This is a genomic window from Arthrobacter sp. FW306-05-C (assembly GCF_021801725.1).
Lineage (GTDB): Bacteria > Actinomycetota > Actinomycetes > Actinomycetales > Micrococcaceae > Arthrobacter.
The window spans coordinates 2160863-2180158 of the sequence record NZ_CP084556.1 but is presented as its reverse complement, the minus strand read 5'-3'; the positions used below and the strand labels follow the sequence as shown (position 1 = coordinate 2180158).

20 protein-coding genes are annotated in these 19296 nt (G+C 64.4%); 9 read left to right on the top strand and 11 right to left on the bottom strand.

Translation table 11 applies throughout. From position 1 onward, the window contains the following. Nucleotides 1-19: 19 nt before the first annotated feature. Nucleotides 20-655 (bottom strand): GNAT family N-acetyltransferase, encoded by a 636-nt coding sequence (locus tag LFT44_RS10030; protein ID WP_236802661.1) that lies wholly within the window; start codon nt 653-655, stop codon nt 20-22. Between the two features lie 513 nt (nt 656-1168). Further along, nucleotides 1169-2331, bottom strand: a protein-coding gene (locus LFT44_RS10025) for an IS3 family transposase (RefSeq protein ID WP_236800145.1) whose coding sequence is annotated in 2 segments (ribosomal slippage) — nt 1169-2050 and nt 2053-2331 — 1161 coding nt in all. Because the reading frame shifts where the segments join, the coding sequence is not laid out codon by codon here. A gap of 187 nt (nt 2332-2518) precedes the next feature. Between LFT44_RS10025 and LFT44_RS10020 the strand changes: the two genes are divergently transcribed. Next, complete coding sequence (locus tag LFT44_RS10020) at nt 2519-3064, top strand: hypothetical protein (protein ID WP_236802660.1); 546 nt, start codon at nt 2519-2521, stop codon at nt 3062-3064. A 784-nt stretch (nt 3065-3848) separates the two neighbouring features. Here LFT44_RS10020 and LFT44_RS10015 read toward each other — a convergent pair. Further along, nucleotides 3849-4451, bottom strand: coding sequence for a hypothetical protein (locus LFT44_RS10015; protein WP_236802658.1), 603 nt, complete (start codon nt 4449-4451; stop codon nt 3849-3851). Nucleotides 4452-4872: 421 nt separating this feature from the next. Here LFT44_RS10015 and LFT44_RS10010 point away from each other — a divergent pair, with 421 nt between their 5' ends. From LFT44_RS10010 to LFT44_RS09995, 4 genes are all read left to right on the top strand, one after another. Next, complete coding sequence (locus LFT44_RS10010) at nt 4873-5451, top strand: recombinase family protein (RefSeq protein ID WP_373462183.1); 579 nt, start codon at nt 4873-4875, stop codon at nt 5449-5451. A 175-nt stretch (nt 5452-5626) separates the two neighbouring features. After that, a complete protein-coding gene (locus LFT44_RS10005) occupies nt 5627-6265 on the top strand; it encodes a biotin transporter BioY (RefSeq protein WP_236802656.1) in 639 nt (212 codons plus the stop codon). Between the two features lie 6 nt (nt 6266-6271). After that, nucleotides 6272-7000: an energy-coupling factor ABC transporter ATP-binding protein gene (locus tag LFT44_RS10000; RefSeq protein ID WP_236802654.1), complete on the top strand. Its 729-nt coding sequence runs from the start codon at nt 6272-6274 to the stop codon at nt 6998-7000. Next, nucleotides 6997-7620, top strand: a complete 624-nt coding sequence (locus LFT44_RS09995; RefSeq protein WP_236802652.1) for an energy-coupling factor transporter transmembrane component T family protein — start codon at nt 6997-6999, stop codon at nt 7618-7620. The genes LFT44_RS10000 and LFT44_RS09995 overlap by 4 nt, the downstream gene beginning before the upstream one ends. 7 nt (nt 7621-7627) lie before the next feature. Here LFT44_RS09995 and LFT44_RS09990 read toward each other — a convergent pair whose 3' ends face one another. Together LFT44_RS09990 and LFT44_RS09985 are read right to left on the bottom strand one after the other, a co-directional pair. Then, a complete protein-coding gene (locus LFT44_RS09990; protein WP_236802650.1) occupies nt 7628-8806 on the bottom strand; it encodes a thiolase family protein in 1179 nt (392 codons plus the stop codon). Beyond that, nucleotides 8796-10202 carry a class I adenylate-forming enzyme family protein gene (locus tag LFT44_RS09985; RefSeq protein WP_236802649.1) on the bottom strand — a complete coding sequence of 469 codons (1407 nt, stop codon included), beginning with the start codon at nt 10200-10202 and terminating at the stop codon, nt 8796-8798. Before LFT44_RS09985 ends, LFT44_RS09990 begins: the two co-directional genes overlap by 11 nt. A 58-nt stretch (nt 10203-10260) precedes the next feature. Here LFT44_RS09985 and ypfJ point away from each other — a divergent pair, with 58 nt between their 5' ends. Next, a complete protein-coding gene (ypfJ, locus tag LFT44_RS09980; RefSeq protein WP_236802647.1) occupies nt 10261-11142 on the top strand; it encodes a KPN_02809 family neutral zinc metallopeptidase in 882 nt (293 codons plus the stop codon). Nucleotides 11143-11279: 137 nt separating this feature from the next. Here the strand turns inward: ypfJ and LFT44_RS09975 are convergent, their stop codons facing one another. The 6 genes from LFT44_RS09975 to LFT44_RS09950 are packed head-to-tail and all read right to left on the bottom strand — an operon-like array spanning nt 11280 to nt 16349. After that, complete coding sequence (locus LFT44_RS09975) at nt 11280-11612, bottom strand: metal-sulfur cluster assembly factor (RefSeq protein WP_058267279.1); 333 nt, start codon at nt 11610-11612, stop codon at nt 11280-11282. 15 nt (nt 11613-11627) lie between these two features. Next, the gene (gene sufC, locus LFT44_RS09970) at nt 11628-12422 is read right to left on the bottom strand and encodes a Fe-S cluster assembly ATPase SufC (RefSeq protein WP_236802645.1); all 795 of its coding nucleotides are present in this window, start codon (nt 12420-12422) and stop codon (nt 11628-11630) included. Nucleotides 12423-12465: 43 nt separating this feature from the next. Beyond that, a complete protein-coding gene (locus LFT44_RS09965) occupies nt 12466-12822 on the bottom strand; it encodes a non-heme iron oxygenase ferredoxin subunit (RefSeq protein ID WP_142133896.1) in 357 nt (118 codons plus the stop codon). Between the two features lie 16 nt (nt 12823-12838). Further along, complete coding sequence (gene sufD, locus LFT44_RS09960; RefSeq protein ID WP_236802643.1) at nt 12839-14080, bottom strand: Fe-S cluster assembly protein SufD; 1242 nt, start codon at nt 14078-14080, stop codon at nt 12839-12841. After that, nucleotides 14080-15543: a Fe-S cluster assembly protein SufB gene (sufB, locus tag LFT44_RS09955; RefSeq protein WP_043454764.1), complete on the bottom strand. Its 1464-nt coding sequence runs from the start codon at nt 15541-15543 to the stop codon at nt 14080-14082. Before sufB ends, sufD begins: the two co-directional genes overlap by 1 nt. Beyond that, entirely contained in the window at nt 15543-16349 is an 807-nt protein-coding gene (locus LFT44_RS09950) for a helix-turn-helix transcriptional regulator (RefSeq protein WP_236802641.1), read from the bottom strand. Before LFT44_RS09950 ends, sufB begins: the two co-directional genes overlap by 1 nt. 170 nt (nt 16350-16519) lie before the next feature. On the opposite strand from LFT44_RS09950, the gene LFT44_RS09945 reads away from it, so the two are divergent. From LFT44_RS09945 to LFT44_RS09935, 3 genes are read left to right on the top strand one after another with little or no spacing between them, the layout of a single operon-like run. Next, entirely contained in the window at nt 16520-17488 is a 969-nt protein-coding gene (locus LFT44_RS09945; RefSeq protein WP_236802638.1) for an ABC transporter ATP-binding protein, read from the top strand. Further along, nucleotides 17485-18252, top strand: coding sequence for an ABC transporter permease (locus tag LFT44_RS09940; protein WP_236802636.1), 768 nt, complete (start codon nt 17485-17487; stop codon nt 18250-18252). Before LFT44_RS09945 ends, LFT44_RS09940 begins: the two co-directional genes overlap by 4 nt. 7 nt (nt 18253-18259) lie before the next feature. Further along, nucleotides 18260-19222, top strand: coding sequence for a COX15/CtaA family protein (locus tag LFT44_RS09935; RefSeq protein WP_236802856.1), 963 nt, complete (start codon nt 18260-18262; stop codon nt 19220-19222). The last annotated feature ends 74 nt before the right edge of the window (nt 19223-19296 follow it).

Below are 19296 nucleotides of genomic sequence, written 5' to 3'. Positions count from 1 at the left end.
GCGCCGCAAGCCGATCGGCTTACGGAGACGGGTTATAGCTGGAGCACGCCGGCCGGGCTGCTAAACGCTCATCGAGGAAACTGCGTACATGGGGCCATTCCTCGCGTAGAACAGAGTAAACGGCCGTGTCTCGCCAACTGCCATCCGCACGCCGTTGGACATGTCTGAGCACGCCTTCTTTTTGGGCGCCGATCCGCTCTATCGCCGCCCGCGACCGAACGTTTAGTACGTCGGCCTGCAATCTGATCCGCTCAAATCCATGGGTGAAGGCCGTGCCCAGCAGGAGCCGCTTGGCGTCAGCGTTCACCCCGCTTCCCCAGACGTCCGGGGAATACGCCGTCCAGCCGATATGCGCAGACTCATTTTTCAAGTCGAAATCGCCGAGCGTGGTGGTGCCAATCACCCGGTCATCCAATGAACGCAGACACACGGCGTACACGTTGCCTTGTTGCCAGGGCAGCCATTGCCTCAAAAACTCCGACCACTGCCCGAAGTTCTCGCGATATGCCCCCATACCTCCTCCCCAGCCACCAGCGAATATCTCGGGTTTTCCGATGGCTGTGAATAGGGCCGGGAGGTCATTCTCGATCAGCTCGCGAAGAACGACGACGGCGCCTTCAAGGCGAGCCTGGGGATCGGGACGGGAAGCAGCCATGCTTCTCATCATTCCAGGTAAGGATCCCTAATAGGACGACTTCAAGTCAGGCGAGCTGTCTCCCTGCGGCTCACAAGAAGTGAAAGACTCCACTCATGGCTAATGCTCGGGGTCGTGCGATGTCCAGGGAACATGCAGCCCGGAAATACATCTTGGTTTTGCAGTGGCCAGCAACATCTGATGTCGACTTTGATGCGCTTATCTCAATGGAGGACTTGCTTCAGTCTGGTCTCCTTGATGCATACGGCGTCGTAGACGGGCACGACTTTGGCGCTGGCGAAATGAATATCTTCATTGAAACGGATCGACCGCTAGAAGCCTTTCAGCACGCGAGGACGACACTGGGGACTGACTGGCGATGGGCCAGCGTACGCGCGGCATATAGGCCGGTAGGTGAAGAACGTTATGTGGTCCTTTGGCCGAAGGCGCTTGAGGTGTTCTCAGTCTCATGAGGCCGGCGGCCGAAGTTGGGGACTGCTGAAGGTTTAGTTGACAGCTGTGGTTGATAATTTCTTACGCGGCTGAGGCCGCGTTTTTTATTGTCTCAAACTCGATGGGTGTCAGCCGCCCGAGGGCGCGTTGACGGCGTTTGCGGTGGTAGCTGCGCTCGATCCAGGTCGTGATGGCCAGCCGGAGCTCGGCCCGGGTCTCCCATCGTTTCCGGTTCAGGACGTTCTTTTGAAGCAGGGAGAAGAACGATTCCATCGCCGCGTTGTCACCGCAGGCCCCGACCCGGCCCATCGATCCGCTCAGCCCATAGGTGTTCAGGGCCAGGACGAACTTTCTGGATCTGAACTGGGACCCTCTGTCCGAGTGGACCACCGTGCCCGCCGGTTTCCTGAGGGCCACGGCGTGGTCCAGGGCGGCGACGGCCAGGGACGCTTTCATCCGCCCGTCCATCGAGTATCCGACGATCCGGTTTGAGTGAAGGTCCTTGATCGCGCACAGGTACAGCTTGCCCTCCCCGGTGTGGTGCTCGGTGATGTCCGTGAGCCATTTCCGGTTCGGTGCCGTGGCGCTGAAGTCCCGTTCGACGAGGTCATCGTGGACCGGAGGGCCGGCCTTGAGCCCTGAGCGGCGCCGCCGGTGGATCACCGAGAGGATGCCGTTCTCCGAGCACAACCGCCAGATCCGGCGTTCGCTGGCGGCCGGGCCGGGACCGGCGTTGATCTCATCGGCGATGAACCGGTATCCGAAGGCAGGATCGTCGCGGTGGTGGTCGATGGCCGCGTTGATCAAGTGGGCTTCTTCCCAGTCCCGGGCGGGGACGGGATTGGCGGCCCACTGGTAGTAGGCCTGTCTGGAGAAATTCAGTACCCGGCAGGACACTGCCACGGGAACCCTGATCGGGGCGTCCCTGGCAGCCAGCTCGCGGACCAGCGGGTACATCATTTTTTTGGATTGATGTCCCGGGACAGATAGGCCACGGCACGGCGCATGACTTCGGCTTCCTGTTCCAGGAGCCGGATGCGTTTGTTGGCCTCCCGCAGCTTCGCGGCGTCATCGGACACCGCCCCGGACTTCACGCCATCTTCTCTATCGGCGATCTTCATCCAGCGGTGCAGGGCAGCGGGCGAGACACCGAAGTCCTTGGCGATCTGGGTGATGGGTGCTTCGCCCTTGCGGGCAACCGCGACGACATCGCGGCGGAACTCTTCGGGAAAGGCTTTGGGCATGATGAACATCCTTCCACCCGCGAGGATCAAATCCTCACAGGCAAAGTGTCAATCAAACCTTCAGCAGTCCCCTTTGTAAGTGAAGCAGCGGTGAACCCACTTGTCAGGAATGAATAGCTCTGCGAGATTGAGCCATGACTAAGGGAATTGCCTCTAGCACCGCGTTCTGGAGGAGGCTTGGGACTCAATGCAACAACAAGACCTGAATCCTGCACCTCGAGGGTGGCTTGAAAAAGCCAACGATTCCAGTATTGGGATGTTTCTCTTCATCCCAATCTTTTTGGGCGTGTTTTTTTCTTTGAAGGATGCGATTGGAGACTGGGCGGCAGCTGCTATCGCCGTCCTGGCCAGTCTTGCCCTGCAGACAGTACTCGCGCTGCTCATAGCCCCAGCAACCAGGAAGCGCGTAGCGCTAGATGCGGAACAAGGGATATTCGAATGTGCCCACCGAGAGAGGGCCTCCTCCCTTAAACGGAGATGGGCCATGGGATATGCCAAAGCAGAACCAGGCCGAATCCTATTCCAAGCACGCACAGGGATGACCGGTCCTGTGTTTGGTCCAGTAGAGATCTACTCAGAACCCCGAGCCGTAAGCGAGCCGTTGAAAGCACCATGGACCGTATTTCCAAGAGGAAGGCTCATCGAGCTGAGCACCGATAAGGGGAACATAGAGCTGGCTGCCTCTCCATCAAGTCTGAACCTGCTCTTCCAGAGCAGCCTGAATGATGGCTAGCCCCCGTCCCTGCCACCTGACTAAACACATCGGAAAATTTCTCTTCCCTCGCCCCGCTCATTGTGTCCCCGTAAGCCGGTCTAACCGGGCAGTATCTTGCGTTTGGGAACTTACACTCAGATGACTTTCTTCACGTCAGGAGTTGGGATGCGGTATCAAGATCCGCCGTGGTGGCAAATAGGGATTGGGCGTTCAAATCTTAGGAGGCTGAATCAGTGAAAATCTGGAACACGGAAACGCCCACATTCACCCTCGTTCTCGTCACAGGGGTGATGATTGCAAGTTTTTTTGCCACCTTTGATCGATTTCCCCAGATGCTCCTGCCATATTTCCTCGCTGTCGTTTTACTTCTGTCAATCGTCAACAATGCGAGGATCAGGAAGCGGCGACGGACTCGCACGGACGGGTGACCTGATCTGAGGTGTCTCGATGCTCATTCCCGGTGTCGTCCGTACTACACACTCATCGAAATCGTTCAGTGAAGCGATCCGAACGGCCGCTGTTAGAAGGCTAGCGGCTTCATGGGTGGGCTCTGGACTTGCATCCATGCGTTCATGGTGCCGTGGCCCACCGGTCGTTGGACCCCGCCATGAAATTGTCAATTCCGCTTCACTGGACTTCGTCAACCCTGCCTTCGCGGTAAGCATCCTTTTGGGGCTCGGCTGGCTACGCTGAAATGCACGTGAAAGCAGACGACCACCGACGCCTCATCAGGCGTCTTGTCAGCAACGCCGGGCCTTGTCCTGGACGGCGAACTGCGGATCGTCGGGCGGTCCCCCTCCGCTTACGTTCGCGTTTCACCATTCCTTAGCGACGACTGGAACATGAGGATTTCACGCTCGTGTTTGCCACTGTCGGCCCATATGGCTCCTCCATCGACCAATTGGAAAATTATGTGAATGACGTTCCTGCTTTCATCGGAAGTAATAGTGCAATGCGCGCTTTTGGTGAACATGTCAGCCTTCCGTATTGCGGTAATCGCTGGCCCGTTCATGTGGGCATCCTTGTAGTTTGGCGACGCTTTCATGTACTCAAGGCACTGCATCAGTGCTGAGGTAGGAAGCATTCCATGCAGGGGGATATAGCCCTCGGTGCTGGTGAGTGTCTTCTGAATGGCCATATCTGCCTTTCGAACCTCCAGCACTGTTCTTATCCGCGTCATGAGCCCGATCAACGTCAGCACGGCAATGACCGAACCCAATATGGGCATTAAGCTGAGACCGACCGAGTTATAGGTCCATATTGCAAACAATATGGCCATGACCTCGAGGATCAAATATCCAATGAGTCCAGGAAGAATCCCCTGAGACTTCGGTAGTTGAGTTCTCATGAAAATGGTTGAAAAAAGGCAGGCTTGCGCCCGCGCTGTGCAGTAGTCATTCCCCATCGAACTTTCTACGAATTTAGATCTAAGGCGATCCGATATCGCGAAAGCCCGATCCCCCAACGAGTGATGGCATGACGCTAAGCCGCCCACGGTCTCCGATCAACGATCTTGAGCAAATCCTGCGAAAAAACTCGGGCTTCATGATTGTCAGCCCGAAACTCACCTGCTCCTGCACACCGGCAAAGAACGCAGCTTCGCGAACGGCCTGCACTGAGTAAGTCAACGTAATTCAGGACCACTAGGACGGCCTGATCGCACACCCGCCCGCACAAACCGTCCCGTTAGCCGGTCCGCCACGCGCCGCAGTCCGGACTCTTTTAGGGGCGTCCAAAATTCGCAGCGCGCCGAGGTTCCGAGATTCCCGTAAACCCCGCCCCTCGTACTGCCCGGTAATGGAGTCCTAAACGCTATAATTGACGGCATGCTTATCGGGTACGCCCGAGTCTCCACCAACGCCCAGGATCTGACCGCACAGCGCGACGCTCTTGCAGCGGCTGGGGTGGATCCTGAAGTTATCTATGTCGATCAGGGATTCACCGGAACCCAACGCGACCGGCCCGGCCTCGGCAAGGCCCTGGCCGCCTGCCGCAGGGGAGATACCCTTGTGGTCACCAAACTTGATCGCCTCGCCCGCTCGCTGTCCGACGCCCGGGACATCGCGGACGAGCTCACCCGTAAGGGGGTTGCCCTCGACCTTGGTGGGAGCGTCTATAACCCCAATGATCCGGTGGGGAAGCTGATGTTCAATATCCTGGGCATGATTGCCGAGTTCGAATCCGACCTGATCCGCGCCAGGACTCGTGAAGGAATGGCAGTGGCAAAAGCCAAGGGCCGGCTGCGAGGGAAACCTCCGAAGCTTTCAAAAGCCCAGGAAGCACACGTCGTTAGTCTCTACCAAGGCGGGGCGCACACAACCGCTGAGATTGCCGAGCTATTCGGCGTTGCCCGCTCGACGATTTACCGGGCCGTCCAAAGAGCATTGCCAACGCCGCCCAAGTGATGGTTGGCCGCTGCGAGAGGTGTAAGGCATTCCAGCCACTTCGCATGGAAGTTGTGCCCACCCCAAAAGCAGCAACCCTCCCGGTTAGTGGAACCCCTACAAAATGAACCCTGCTCCGCGGCGGTAGCGTCGGCTGTACATTAGATTCCGCTTGTACAACCCCGACAGGAACCCCATGAGCACCGTCGCCACCACCAAGAACACAGGCCAAGCCCGCCGCCGCTGGAACGGCACAGACCTCGGGCTGATCGCCGTCTTCGCCGCCCTGGTCGCCGCCGCCGCCCTGGTGCCCGGGCTCGCCCTGAACGGCTTCGGTGTCCCCATCACCTTCCAGACCCTGGCGGTGATGCTCACCGGACTGGTGCTTGGCCCCGCCCGGGCGTTCGCCGCCGTCGGCCTTTACACGCTCCTTGGCCTGGCTGGCCTGCCCATCTTCAGCCAGGGCCGCAGCGGCCTGGCCATCCTCGCCGGGCCCTCGGCCGGGTACATCATCGCCTTCCCCGTCGCCGCCTTCGTCGTGGGATGGCTGGCCACCCTGGTGATCCGGCGCACCACCAAGGCCCGCGCCCTGTGGTTCTTCCTCTCCGCCACGGCCACGAGCATCGTCTTCGTGCACACGTTGGGCGTCATCGGCATCGCGATGAACTCCAAGGCAACCCTGGAACAGGCCTTCATGAGCGACCTCGTTTTCTACCCGGGAGACATCATCAAGAATGTCCTGGCAGCCGCCATCGCGGTCGCCCTTCACCGGGCCTTCCCGGATGTCCTGGTGCGCCGCGTCCGTCGCCGTGCCCTGCCCGCTGAGAGCGCCTAGGCCGCCATGCCCGCCGTGACCTTCGCCCAGGCATCCGTCGCCGTCGAAAGGGAGGACTCCCCACACCCCAAGGTGCTCCTTCACCCGCTGGACCTCCGCCTGGAGGAAGCACGGATCGGAATCATCGGTGCCAACGGTTCCGGGAAATCCACCCTGCTGCGCCTGGTCAACGGCCTCATCCAGCCCACCACAGGGGCGGTAACGGTCGACGGCGACGACACAGTCCGTGCCGTCCGGAAAGTCCGGCGCAACGTGGGGTTCGTCTTCACCGATCCGCTGTCCCAGCTGGTGATGCCCACAGGCCGCGAGGACGTGGAACTGTCCCTGCGCCGATCCGTCCGGAACGCGGCCGAGCGGGGCAGCCAGGCCGAAGCCGCACTGCAAAGACTGGGCCTGCTGCACCTGGCGGACCAGAGCATCTACGAACTGTCCGGCGGCGAACGGCAGCTCATGGCGCTCGCCGCCGTGCTGGCCGTCGACCCTAAAGTGCTGGTCCTGGATGAGCCCTCCACCCTCCTGGACCTGCGCAACCGCGAGCTGCTCCGCAGGACGCTGGCAGGTCTGGACCAGCAGATTATCCTGTCCACCCACGACCTCGAACTGGCCTTGGACATGGACCGGGTCCTGGTCATCGAGGACGGTCGGGTGGCATTCGACGGCGCCCCAGCCGACGCCGTGGCCGCCTACCGTTCGTGGTGCGTGGCGGGACTCAATGCAGGGCGGGATGTTCCGTGAGGGGCCACGGCTTCCTCCTTGCCAACTATGTGCCCGGCGATTCGCTTCTGCACCGGGCACCGCTGGCACTGAAGTTCCTCCTGGTCGTAGCCTGCGGCCTTGTGTCCTTCATCATTGTGGACTGGCGCATCTCCGCAGCCGTATTGGCTGCGCTGTGCGTTCTCTTTTTGGCGTCCGGAGCCGGAGTGAAAAGGCTCTGGCGAGCAATCCGGCCGCTTGCCCCCGTGCTGTTGGTGATTGGTCTCTTCCAGTGGTGGCAACTCGGCGGACCCACGGCGGGGCGGATCGTGTTGAACATCCTGCTCTGCGTGGTGGCCGCGTCCCTGCTCACCGCCACCACGCCCATTCAGCGGCTCCTCGACGGCGTGGTCCGGGCTGCCCGTCCCTTCACCAGGTTCGGCGCGGATCCGGAGCGCTTTGCCCTGACCATTGGCATCATGCTCCGCAGCATCCCGTTCATCGCCGGCACCTTCGCCGACGTCCGTGACTCCGCCAAGGCCCGCGGCCTGGAGCGCAATCCGCGGGCCCTGGTCCTGCCCGTCTTCATCACCTCGGTGGCCTACGCACGCCAAACGGGTGAAGCACTCGCCGCCCGAGGCCTGGGCGAAGCCGAGGACTAAAGCCGGCCTAGAGGCGCCGGTACTCCAGCAGTGCGGCCGTCCCCATTCCGCCCGCCATGCTGATCATCGCCAGTCCCAGGGCTCCCGGTGTTCCTGCCCTCCGCGCCTGGGCGAGCAGCCGGGTCACCAGCACCGCCCCCGAGCCACCATAGGCGTGCCCCAGCGCCAGCGCCCCGCCATCGAGGTTGGCCCGGTCGGCGTCGATTCCCAGCTGGTCCAGGCACGCGAGGGTCTGGGACGCGAAGGCCTCATTGAACTCCACCAGGTCCACGTGTTCTGCGGTCACACCGGCCTCCGCGAGCAGCCCACCGGCCGCCTGCGCAGCACCGATCCCCAGCACCCGGGGCTCGACGCCGGCGGTTGCGGTGCCGCGCACCAACAGCGCGTCGCGTGCCCCCAGTTGGCGGGCATGCTCCAGGGACGTCATAACGACGGCGGAGGCGCCGTCAGCGTCGAAGCAGGAGTTCCCGGCGGTGACAGTTCCTCCGGGCACGAAGGCGGGCGGGAACCGTCGCATGACGGCCGGGGTGAGGCCGCGGCGTGGCCCGCCGTCACATGAGACCGTGCCCGTGTCTGTGGCCAGCGGGACGATTTCGCCGGCAAAGCGGCCGTCCTGGATTGCCGCAAGGGCTTTACGGTGGCTTGCCAGCGCGAAGGCGTCCTGCCGCTCCCTGCCGACGCCGTATTCCTGCGCCACCGTTTCCGCCGCGACGCCCATGTCCGGATCGCCAAAGCTTTCCGGCACAAACTGGGCGCGGAGGTAAAAGTCCGCGCCGCCGTCGTCCGTCCTGTGGGCCCGAAGGGGTGCGGTGCTGGAGCTCTCCACTCCCCCGGCCAGGTAAAGCGGGTTGCCGCCTGCTGCAACCAGCCGGCCGGCGAGAACAATGGCGTCCAGCCCGGAACCGCACTGCCGGTCGACGGTGATCCCGGGGACACTGACCGGGAGTCCGGCCTCGAGCAGGGCCAGCCGGGCCACGTTGCCGCCGCCGCCTACTGCGTTGCCGATGACGACATCGGAGACGGTGGCGGGGTCCACGGCGAGCTCGGCAACCAGCGCCCGGAGCACCGGCGCCAGCAGTTCGTGGGCGCGCAGGCTCCGCAGCGCACCGTTGACGGGGCACACCGGCGTCCGGCGGGCTGCGATGATGACCGGCTGGCGCTCCGGCGGCAGCAGGTCAGCCGGCAAGGGGCCGCGCCCTGGGGTCCCGGGAGTTGATCCGCTCCAGCAACAGGCTCCGGCTGACCTTGCCCCGGTCCGTCGTGGGCAGCTCGGGCAGGAGGTAGTACTGAAGGGGACGCTTGTGCCGGGACAGGAGGTCCTCCAGCCCGGCCCGCAGCTGGGTGGCGGTGATCCCGCCGTGGGACGGAACCACGCCCGCCACCACCCGCTGGCCGCGCAGGTCATCCGGCATCCCGGCGGCGAGGGCTGCGGCCACACCGGGAACCGCGGCCAGTGCCAGTTCCACCTCGTGGGGGTACACGTTCCGCCCGGCGGTGAGGATCATGTCGGCGCGCCGGCCCAGGATGTGCAGTTCCCCGTCCTCGAGATAGCCTTGGTCCCCCACTGTGTACCAGCTGCCGAAGGACCGCAGGGCCTGGCCGTCGTCGCCCCACAGGTAGCCGTTGCTCACCATGCCGCTGCGGACGCAGATGTTGCCGTATCCGCCGTCCGGGACCTGGGTCCCGTCGTCCGCCAGGACCCGGACCTCGACGCCGGGGAAGGGCCGTCCGATTCCGGTTCCGCCGGGGGCTGCAGCCTGTCCGGGTGCCAGTTTGAGACCGGATACGAAGCTCAGCTCGGAGGCGCCGTAGTACTCGTAGATGGTGGCATTCGGGGCCCAGCGCCGGGCGGCCTCCAGCGTGCGGGCGTCCAGCTTCGAACCGGCGCAAATGATGCTGCGGATCCCCGAAGCGTCCACGCATCCCGTCAGGCCGCGCTCGCTGAGCATCCTCAGCATGGTGGGCACCAGGACAAGCCGGGTGACGCGGTCGTGCGTGATGGCACCGTGGACGTCGCCGACGTCGAACGTCTCCAGCGTCTGGAACTCGGAACCGGCGTAGAGGCACTCGGCCAGCGCGTAGAGATTGAGGCTGGCCGCCAGCGGCCCCGGGGCAAGGGTGACGTCATCCTGGCGAAGGCCGAAGAACTCAATCGAGGCATCGAAAGACTGCTGCCAGGACTGCCGGGAGCGGGTAAAGGCCTTGGGCACGGTGGTTGTCCCGGATGTGAGGCCGACCAAGAACGTGGACTCCGGCGGACCATCAGCAAGACCGTCGTCCGGGGATACCGGCGCCGCAACGCTGTGCGCCTCAACGTGCCGGACAATGTCCTCCTGGAGCGGTGCCGGCCATTCCGGATCCAGGACGGCGCACTGCCGCCTGCCGGCCACAGCTGCAGCAAACTTCACTGCAAATTCCACGGAATTGGCTTCGCAAAGCGTGGTCACTGACTTAGTCTCCGCCACCAAACCGGCGACAGCATCGCGCAGCGCTGCCCATTCAAGCCGCCGCCCGCCGACCACGACGGCGGTGTCGTGCGGGCGGTGCTCAGCCCAGCGTTGGATCATGTTCAGGAACGGCACGGACCAACTTTACCGGCCGCCGGGGATTGAGCCGCGGGGCCGCGGGTATTGTGACGATATGAGTTTCAATGACAATGCGCAGCTTGATCCCAGCCAGGTCCAGGACCGAAGGGGCATGGGTACCGGTGTGAAGGTCGGCGGCGGAATCGGCGGCGGCCTGGTCCTGCTGGTTGCGCTCCTGCTGGGCATCAACCCCAACATGCTCGGCGGCCTGACCGACGGCGGCACCGCCGGCCAGTCCCAGGGCACGGCTCCGGCCTGCAAAACCGGAGCGGACGCGGATGCGCGGCTTGACTGCCGGATCACCGGCACGGTGAACAGCCTCAACGCGTTCTGGCCGGGCTACCTCCAGCAGTACAAGGTGCAGTACCCGCGGCCGGAGGCAGTGATCTTCAACGGCAGCACCAACACCGGCTGCGGGCCCGCCACTTCCGACGTGGGTCCCTTCTACTGCCCGACGGACACCACCGCCTACTTCGATCCCGGATTCTTCCAGGAACTCGTGGACCGGTTCGGTTCCTCCGGCGGCCCCCTCGCCCAGGAGTATGTGGTGGCGCACGAATTCGGCCACCACGTCCAGAACCTGCTGGGTGACCTGAAACGCGCGCAGCAGGATCCGCAGGGACCGGAGTCCGGGTCCGTCCGAACCGAGCTGCAGGCCGATTGCTACGCCGGACTCTGGGCCAAGTACGCTTCCACCACCAAGGACCCCGCCACCGGCCAGCCCTACCTGGAGCCCCTCACCCCGCAGGATGTGAATGATGCCTTGTCGGCAGCCGCATCCGTGGGCGATGACCGGATCCAGAAGGCAGCCACCGGCCGTGTCTCCCCCGAAGGCTGGACCCACGGCTCCAGCGAGGAACGCCAGCGCTGGTTCTCCCGGGGCTACCAGTCCGGCGACATCAAGCAGTGCGACACGTTTTCCGCCGCCACCCTCTAACCCCAGGTTCACCCCATCGATTGCTCCGTACTTGTCGTTTAGATCGCTGAAAACGACAGATACGCAGCAATCGATAGGCCAACGACGACGGCGGGCCACCTTTCCTGCGAAAGGTGACCCGCCGTCGTCGTACTTATTTAGATGTTGAAGCCAAGGGCCCGCATCTGGTCCTTGCCGTCGTCAGTGATCCGCTCCGGACCCCACGGCGGCATCCATACCCAGTTCAGGCGCCAGTCGTCCACGACGCCGTCCAGTGCCTGGCCCACCTGCTCCTCGAGCACATCCGTGAGCGGGCAGGCGGCGGTGGTGAGCGTCATGTCGATCAGGAGCGCACCGTCGTCGTCGGAGTACTTCAGGCCGTACAGCAGGCCCAGGTCCACAACGTTGACGCCAAGCTCAGGGTCGATGACGTCCTTGAGCGCCTCTTCGACGTCCTCCAGGGCCGTGCGGCCCGGCGTGATTTCGGTCATGGCAATGAGTCCTTACTAGGCCTGTACTGCGGCCTCAGCCGCGATGGTGGCTGCGCCGGCGCCCTTGGCGTAGCGGTCGTAGCCTTCTTCTTCGAGGCGGTCGGCCAGTTCGGGGCCGCCTTCCTCGACAACCTGTCCGTCCACGAACACGTGCACGAATTCAGGCTTGATGTAGCGCAGGATGCGGGTGTAGTGGGTGATGAGCAGCGTGCCCATGTTGCCCTCGGCGTGCGCGCGGTTGACGCCTTCGGAGACGATCTTCAGCGCATCCACGTCCAGGCCGGAGTCGGTCTCGTCCAGGACGGCGAACTTGGGCTTGAAGAGTTCCAGCTGGAGGATCTCGACGCGCTTCTTTTCGCCACCGGAGAAGCCTTCGTTGACGTTGCGCTGGGCGAAGTCGGCGTCGATGCGCAGCTTTTCCATGGCGTCCTTCACGTCCTTGGTCCAGGTACGCAGCTTGGGCGCTTCGCCATCGATGGCGGTCTTGGCGGTGCGGAGGAAGTTGGTCATGGTGACGCCGGGAACCTCCACCGGGTACTGCATGGCCAGGAAGACACCGGCGCGGGCGCGCTCGTCAACGCTCATGGCCAGCACGTCTTCGCCGTCCAGGGTGATGCTGCCGCTGGTCACGGTGTAGCGGGGGTGGCCCGCGATGGTGGAGGCCAGGGTGGACTTGCCGGAGCCGTTGGGGCCCATGATGGCGTGGGTTTCGCCAGTCCTGATGGTCAGGCTGACGCCCTTCAGGATCTCCTTGGTGCCCTGTTCCGTCTCAATGCTGACGTGCAGGTCCTTGATCTCAAGAGTTGACATGCTCTTCTTTCTTTTTCGCTCGTAAGTCTGGTGCTGCGGGCGCTCAGTAGTTGTTTACTGCTGCGCCGTTCAAAACGTTGGTGACGTCCACGTAGACGTCGTCTCCGTCGAGTTCGACGGCGAACACCGGGACAGGATCGTAGGCGGGGAGCTGCAGCGGCTGGCCGCTGCGCAGGTCGAACTGGGAGCCGTGGCCCCAGCACTCGATGGCGCAGCCTTCCACGTCGCCCTCGGACAGGGAGATGTCCGCGTGCGAGCAGGTGTCGCCGATGGCGTGGATCTCGCCCATCGAGTCCCGCACCACAGCAACGGGGTAGCCGTCGATCAGGATCCGCAGTGCCTGCTTGACCTGGATGTCATTGGCGCTGCAGACTAGTTCGCCCTTGGGTGTGCCGCTCATCCGTTCCTGCCCGTTCCTAGTTCTCGGTTGCCGCGAGTTCGCGCTCAACAGCCTCGGTCAGGCGCTCTTCGAGGGCCGGGACCTTGATCTGCTGGATGACCTCGTTGAGGAAGCCGCGAACCACCAGGCGGCGGGCAACATCCTCGGGGATGCCGCGGGCCATCAGGTAGAACAGGTGCTCGTCGTCGAACCGGCCGGTGGCGCTGGCATGGCCGGCACCCTCGATCAGGCCGGTCTCGATCTCCAGGTTGGGCACGGAGTCCGCGCGGCAGCCGTCGGTGAGGACCAGGTTCTGGTTCTTCTCGTAGGAGTCGGTGCCTTCAGCCTGCTTCTGGATCAGCACGTCGCCCACCCAGACCGTGTGTGCGCCCTTGCCCTGCAGCGCGCCCTTGTACAGGACGTTGGACTTGCAGTTGGCCAGGTTGTGGTCCACGAAGGAGCGGTGCTCCAGGTGCTGTCCCGCGTCGGCGAAGTAGAGGCCCAGAAGCTCGGCCTCGGCGCCTTCACCGGCGAACCGGACGTTGGAGTTCAGGCGGACGATCTTGCCGCCGAGCGTTACGGCGATGTGCTTGTACACGGCGTCCTTGGCAACCTCGGCGTCGTGCTGGGCCAGGTGCTTGGCGTCGTCTTCCCACAGCTGCACGGAAACCACCGTCAGCTGGGCGCCCTCGCGGACCAGGACCTCGACGTTGCCGTTGTGGTCGGCGATGCCGCCGTGCTCCAGGATCACTACGCCGCGGCTGTTGGCCCCGGCCTCGATCACCACGTGGGAGTTGCTGCGGCGGCCCGCGCCGTTGCCGGTCAGGACGACGCGCACGGGAGCGTCCAGCTCGGCGTTGGCCGGGATGGAGATCAGCTGGGCGCCACCGGCGTTGGCGGAAGCGACGACGGCGGCACGGTCGGCGGGGACCAGGGTGGCACCACGGGGGGCCTCGCCTGCGCCGAGGATCCGCTGCACGACGGCGGCGGGCGCTTCGACGGAAACGTCCAGGACGCCGTCTTCCGACGGGGCGTCGGACAGCAGGTTGGCCAGTTCACGCACCGGGGTGAAGCGCCATTCCTCTTCCCGGCCGTTGGGCAGGGCGAAGTCGGCCACGTCGTGGCTGGTGAGCCGCTCGGCGCGGGAGGCCATGACCTGCGTGCCGTGGCTGTGGTGGCGGTCAACCTTGGAGGCGACCAGGTGTTCGCCTTCCTCGGTGAAACCGGAGATCGACGGTGCGCCGATGCGCGCCTTTTCGGTAGTTGCTTCGGCAGTCATTAACCGACGGATCCTTCCATCTGGAGTTCGATGAGGCGGTTGAGCTCAAGGGCGTATTCCATGGGCAGCTCGCGGGCGATCGGCTCGATGAAGCCGCGCACGATCATGGCCATGGCCTCGTCCTCGGGCATGCCGCGGGACATGAGGTAGAAGAGCTGCTCCTCGCTGACGCGGGAAACGGTGGCCTCGTGTCCCAACTGGACATCGTCCTCGCGGATGTCGATGTACGGGTAGGTGTCGGAGCGGGAGATGGTGTCCACCAGGAGGGCGTCGCAGCGCACGGTGTTGGCCGAGTGCTTGGCCCCTTCGCGGACCTGGACCAGGCCGCGGTAGGCGGCACGGCCGCCGCCCCGGGCAACGGACTTGGAGATGATGGAGCTCTTGGTGTTCGGCGCGATGTGCACCATCTTGGAGCCGGTGTCCTGGTGCTGGCCCTCGCCGGCGAATGCGATGGACAGGGTCTCGCCCTTGGCGTGCTCGCCCACCAGGTAGACGGCCGGGTACTTCATGGTGACCTTGGAGCCGATGTTGCCGTCCACCCATTCCATGGTGGCGCCGGCTTCGCAGACAGCGCGCTTGGTCACCAGGTTGTACACGTTGTTGGACCAGTTCTGGATGGTGGTGTAGCGGACGCGGGCGCCCTTCTTCACGATGATCTCCACGACGGCGGAGTGCAGCGAGTCCGAGGTGTAGATCGGCGCGGTGCAGCCTTCGATGTAGTGGACGTAGGAGTCCTCGTCGGCGATGATCAGCGTGCGCTCGAACTGGCCCATGTTTTCCGTGTTGATGCGGAAGTAGGCCTGCAGCGGGATGTCCACGTGGACGCCCTTGGGCACGTACACGAAGGAGCCGCCGGACCACACTGCGGTGTTCAGCGACGCGAACTTGTTGTCGCCCACGGGGATCACGGTGCCGAAGTACTCCTGGAAGATCTCCGGGTGTTCCTTCAGTGCGGTGTCGGTGTCCAGGAAGATGACGCCCTGGGCCTCGAGGTCCTCACGGATCTGGTGGTACACCACCTCGGACTCGTACTGGGCAGCAACGCCGGAGACCAGGCGGCTGCGCTCGGCTTCCGGGATGCCCAGCTTCTCGTAGGTGTTGCGGATGTCTTCCGGGAGGTCTTCCCAGGTGGCTGCCTGCTTCTCGGTGGAGCGGACAAAGTACTTGATGTTGTCGAAGTCGATGCCGGAGAGGTCTGCACCCCAGGTGGGCATGGGCTTGCGGTCGAAGTACTTCAGGCCCTTGAGGCGGAGGTCGAGCATCCATTCCGGTTCGCTCTTCTTGGCCGAAATGTCCCGGACTACCTCTTCATCGAGACCACGCCGTGCATTGGCGCCGACGTCGTTCTTGTCGGCCCAGCCGTACTCGTAGTTGCCGATGCCGTGGAGCTCGGGATTCTTTTCCAGAATCTCCGAGATCACAGTGTTTTCGGCTACTGCTTTCTCTGATAGTTGGTCCGTCATCACGGCCTTTCTTGCTGATGGTTGATTACTTCGTCCAGGCCGGCGGGGGCTGCCGCCGGCGCGGGCGCCGGTTTGGCAGACAGCCTGCCTGTAGGTATGTGGGTGGTGCAGACGTGGCCGCCCCGCGCCAGGGTGGAGAGCCGGCGTACGTCCACTCCCACCAGCCTTGAGAAGACTTCGGTCTCGACGTCGCAGAACACCGGGAACCGGGCTGCCAGCTGCTGGATGGGGCAATGGCCCTGGCAGAGCTGCACGCTGGACAGCGCCGCCGGAAGCGGTGCCTTCGCTTCGATGGTTGCGGCGGAAGCGACGAAGTTGTCCCGGCTCAGTGCGGCTGAGAGTGCGATGGCACGGTCGCGGATATCCGGCCCGGCCTGTTCGATTTCGGGTGCGTACCGGCGCTCCATGTCCGCGAACCGCTCCTCGGCGAAGGCCCGCACCGCATCCGGGCCGGCAACCTTCTGCAGCTCCTGAAGCGCCAGTGCGGCAATGTCCAGGTAGTCATTGCCAAGGCTTGACTGGCCCTGGGAACTGAGGACGTAGCGGCGGGCCGGGCGGCCGGCACCCGCACCGGGCTTGGCAACCCGCTTGACTTCGATGACGCCGGCACGCGAGAGGTGGTCAAGATGGCGCCGGACTGCCGCTGGGGTGAAGCCCAGCATGTCTCCCAGTTCGGCGGCGCTGACCGGTCCGTGTTCCAGGACGGCAGCGAGGACCCGGTCCCGGGTGCGCTCGTCGGCATCAGCCACGGGGCTGGATGCGGCACGACCGGGCCCGGCAACGGGCACAGCGGTGGTGTTGGTCATGGAATACACAACACAATCATGTCGTAATTTAGTCCCGGGCTCCAGTAAGGGCAGGCTGACCTTGGGGTCTGAACCGATTATGACCAAGCCGCGATTCGCGCACCCAGACTCAGCAGCCGCGCCGGGTTGGCCGGGACAGCGCTAAATACTACATCCCGTAGAATACTGTGGTGCGATCCCCCCAGTCCCCCGTCCTGTCCATTCATGGGCTCATCAAGGACGTTGGCCCCTTGTCCAGTATGGACGGCAAGATGCTTCGGGTAGTCAGCGGTGTTTCCCTCGCTGCCGAACGCGGCCAGGTAACTGCCCTGCTCGGCGCCAACGGTGCCGGGAAGACAACAACCCTCGAATGCGCTCAGGGCCTGCAGAAACGTACCGGCGGCAGCATTTCGCTGCTGGGCGAGGACCCCGCGACGGCCGGCGCCGGGCTGCGCTCCCGCGTAGGTGTGATGCTCCAGGACGGCGGCCTCCCGCCGTCGGCCAGGCCCCTGCCGCTTTTGCGGCACATCGCCGGGCTCTACGCCCGCCCCTGGCCGCTCGAGGACCTGGTGGGCCGCCTTGGCATCGATACCTTCAGCCGCACCAGCGTCCGCAGGCTGTCCGGAGGCCAGAAGCAGCGGCTGGCGCTTGCCGCTGCCCTCATCGGCAGGCCGGAAGTACTGTTCCTTGACGAGCCAAGCGCCGGCCTGGACCCGCAGTCCCGCCAACTCGTGTTCGACCTGATCGCGGAGCTGCGTGATGGCGGCATGGGCATCATCCTGACCACCCACCTCATGGATGACGCCCAGCGCCTGGCGGACTATGTCTACATAATCGACGGCGGCCGCAACGTGGCCGAAGGAACTGTCCAGGAACTGTTGCAGCGCAGCCCGGTCACCGAACACGGCGCAGACCACGTCCGGACGCTCGCGTTTGAAGCCCCGGCCGGACTGGACCTGGCCGCAGTGCTGCCGGACGACGTGGAATTTTCCGAAGCCCGTGCCGGCAGCTACACCGTGACCGGCGCGCTCACGCCGCGCCACCTGTCCGCGCTGGCGCAGTGGTGGGAAGCGAAGGGCATCATGCCGGCATCACTGAGCCTTGAGGCGCGTAGCCTTGAAGACGTCTTTTTGGACATTTCAGGAAAGGACATCCGATGAGCGGGGCAGCATTGCAGGAGACGCAGCAGCCGGCGTCCCTGGCGCGCCGCGTCCTGCTCCAGGGCAAATACGAGGCACTGACCATGCTGCGCAACGGCGAACAGCTGATCCTGGCAATCGTGCTCCCGCTGCTGGCATTGGTCGGCCTGACGGTGACCCCCTTCCTGGACGGCATGGGCTCCAGCCGCATCAACGTGGCAGTCCCGGGGATCCTGGCCCTGTGCGCCATGTCCACCGCCTTCACCGGGCAGGGCATCGCCACCGGTTTCGACCGCCGCTACGGCGTGCTCCGCTTCCTGTCCACCACTCCGCTGGGGCGGGGCGGCCTGATTGCCGGCAAGGTCCTTTCAGTCCTGGCCGTTTTGTGCATCCAGGTGGTGGTGGTGGGCCTTGTCGCCTTGGCCCTCGGCTGGCAGCCGACGGCGGCGGGCTGGTTCCCGGGGCTGGCCCTTCTTGCGCTGGGCGCGGCGGCGTTCACGGCGCTGGGGCTGCTGGTGGCCGGGACGGTCCGGCCGGAAGCCACGCTGGCCATCACCAACCTTTTGTGGATCCTGTTGGGAGCCATGGGCGGGATTGTGATCCCGTCCGAAAGGCTGCCTGCGGCCGCGCAAGCGGTGGTGCACTTCCTGCCTTCCGGCGCCTTGGGTGAATCGATGCGCGCCGCCTTCCTGGGCGGGGCCGTGAACGGCGGCGCCGCCCTTATCCTGCTGCTCTGGACGGTTATTGCCGGGGCTGCAGCCATCCGTTGGTTCAAGTGGAATTGAGATGATCGTGTCCACGGCTTCACGCCTTCCCCAGCTCGCCGGCCGCCTGGCCTCGCGGCTCCCACGCACCGTGGACGTCCGCATCCGCCGGCTCGCCGTAGCGTCCCTGATCGGCCAGACGCTTTTGGTGGTCACCGGCGGCGCCGTCCGGTTGACCGCATCAGGCCTGGGCTGCCCCACGTGGCCTCGCTGCACCTCCGACTCGATTGTGAACACCCCGGAAATGGGCATCCACGGCTTCATCGAGTTCGGGAACCGGCTCCTGACCTTCGCGCTGGCTGCCGTGGCCGCCCTCATGCTGGTGTACCTGTGGAACCTGCGGAAGGAACGCAAGGACCTTTTCCTGCTGGCCCTCGGACTGCTCGCCAGCATTCCGGCGCAAGCGGTGATTGGCGGCATCACAGTCCTCACCAACCTCAACCCGTGGGTGGTGGGCCTGCACTTCCTCGTGTCGATGGCCCTCGTGGTGTTCGCCACCCTGCTGGTGAACCGCGCGTTCGGACGCACCGGCCGCTTCGTTGCTGCCCGGCCCCCCGCACTGCCTGCCGTGCTGCGTCCGGTGACGGCCGCCGTCGCCCTTTTCTCCGCCGTCGCCGTGATGCTCGGCGTGGTGGTCACCGGGGCCGGTCCGCACGCCGGCGACGCCGATGCCCCCCGCAATAACCTGGACTGGGACCTGTTCTCCCACATCCACGCGGTTCCCGCCTATCTGGTCACCGCCGGTACCGTGGTGGCCCTGGTACTGGTCTTCAGGCGCCGCATCACCGGCCCGTTCCGCACCGCCGTACTGATGCTCCTGGGCGTCACCATCCTCCAGGCCATCATCGGCTTCACGCAGTACTACAACGGCATCCCGGCGCTGCTGGTTGCCGCCCACATGCTTGGCGCGGCGCTGCTGATGGCCGCGTCCACCAACGCCTGGGACATCGCCCACTCCAGCGCGGTGGAGACGCGCAGTTCCGTAAGGTAAACCGCTGCAATACGCTGCCCCCCCGCGACAGATGGCAGGCGCCCCGGACCGTTTGGGCCGGGGCGCCTGCCGTT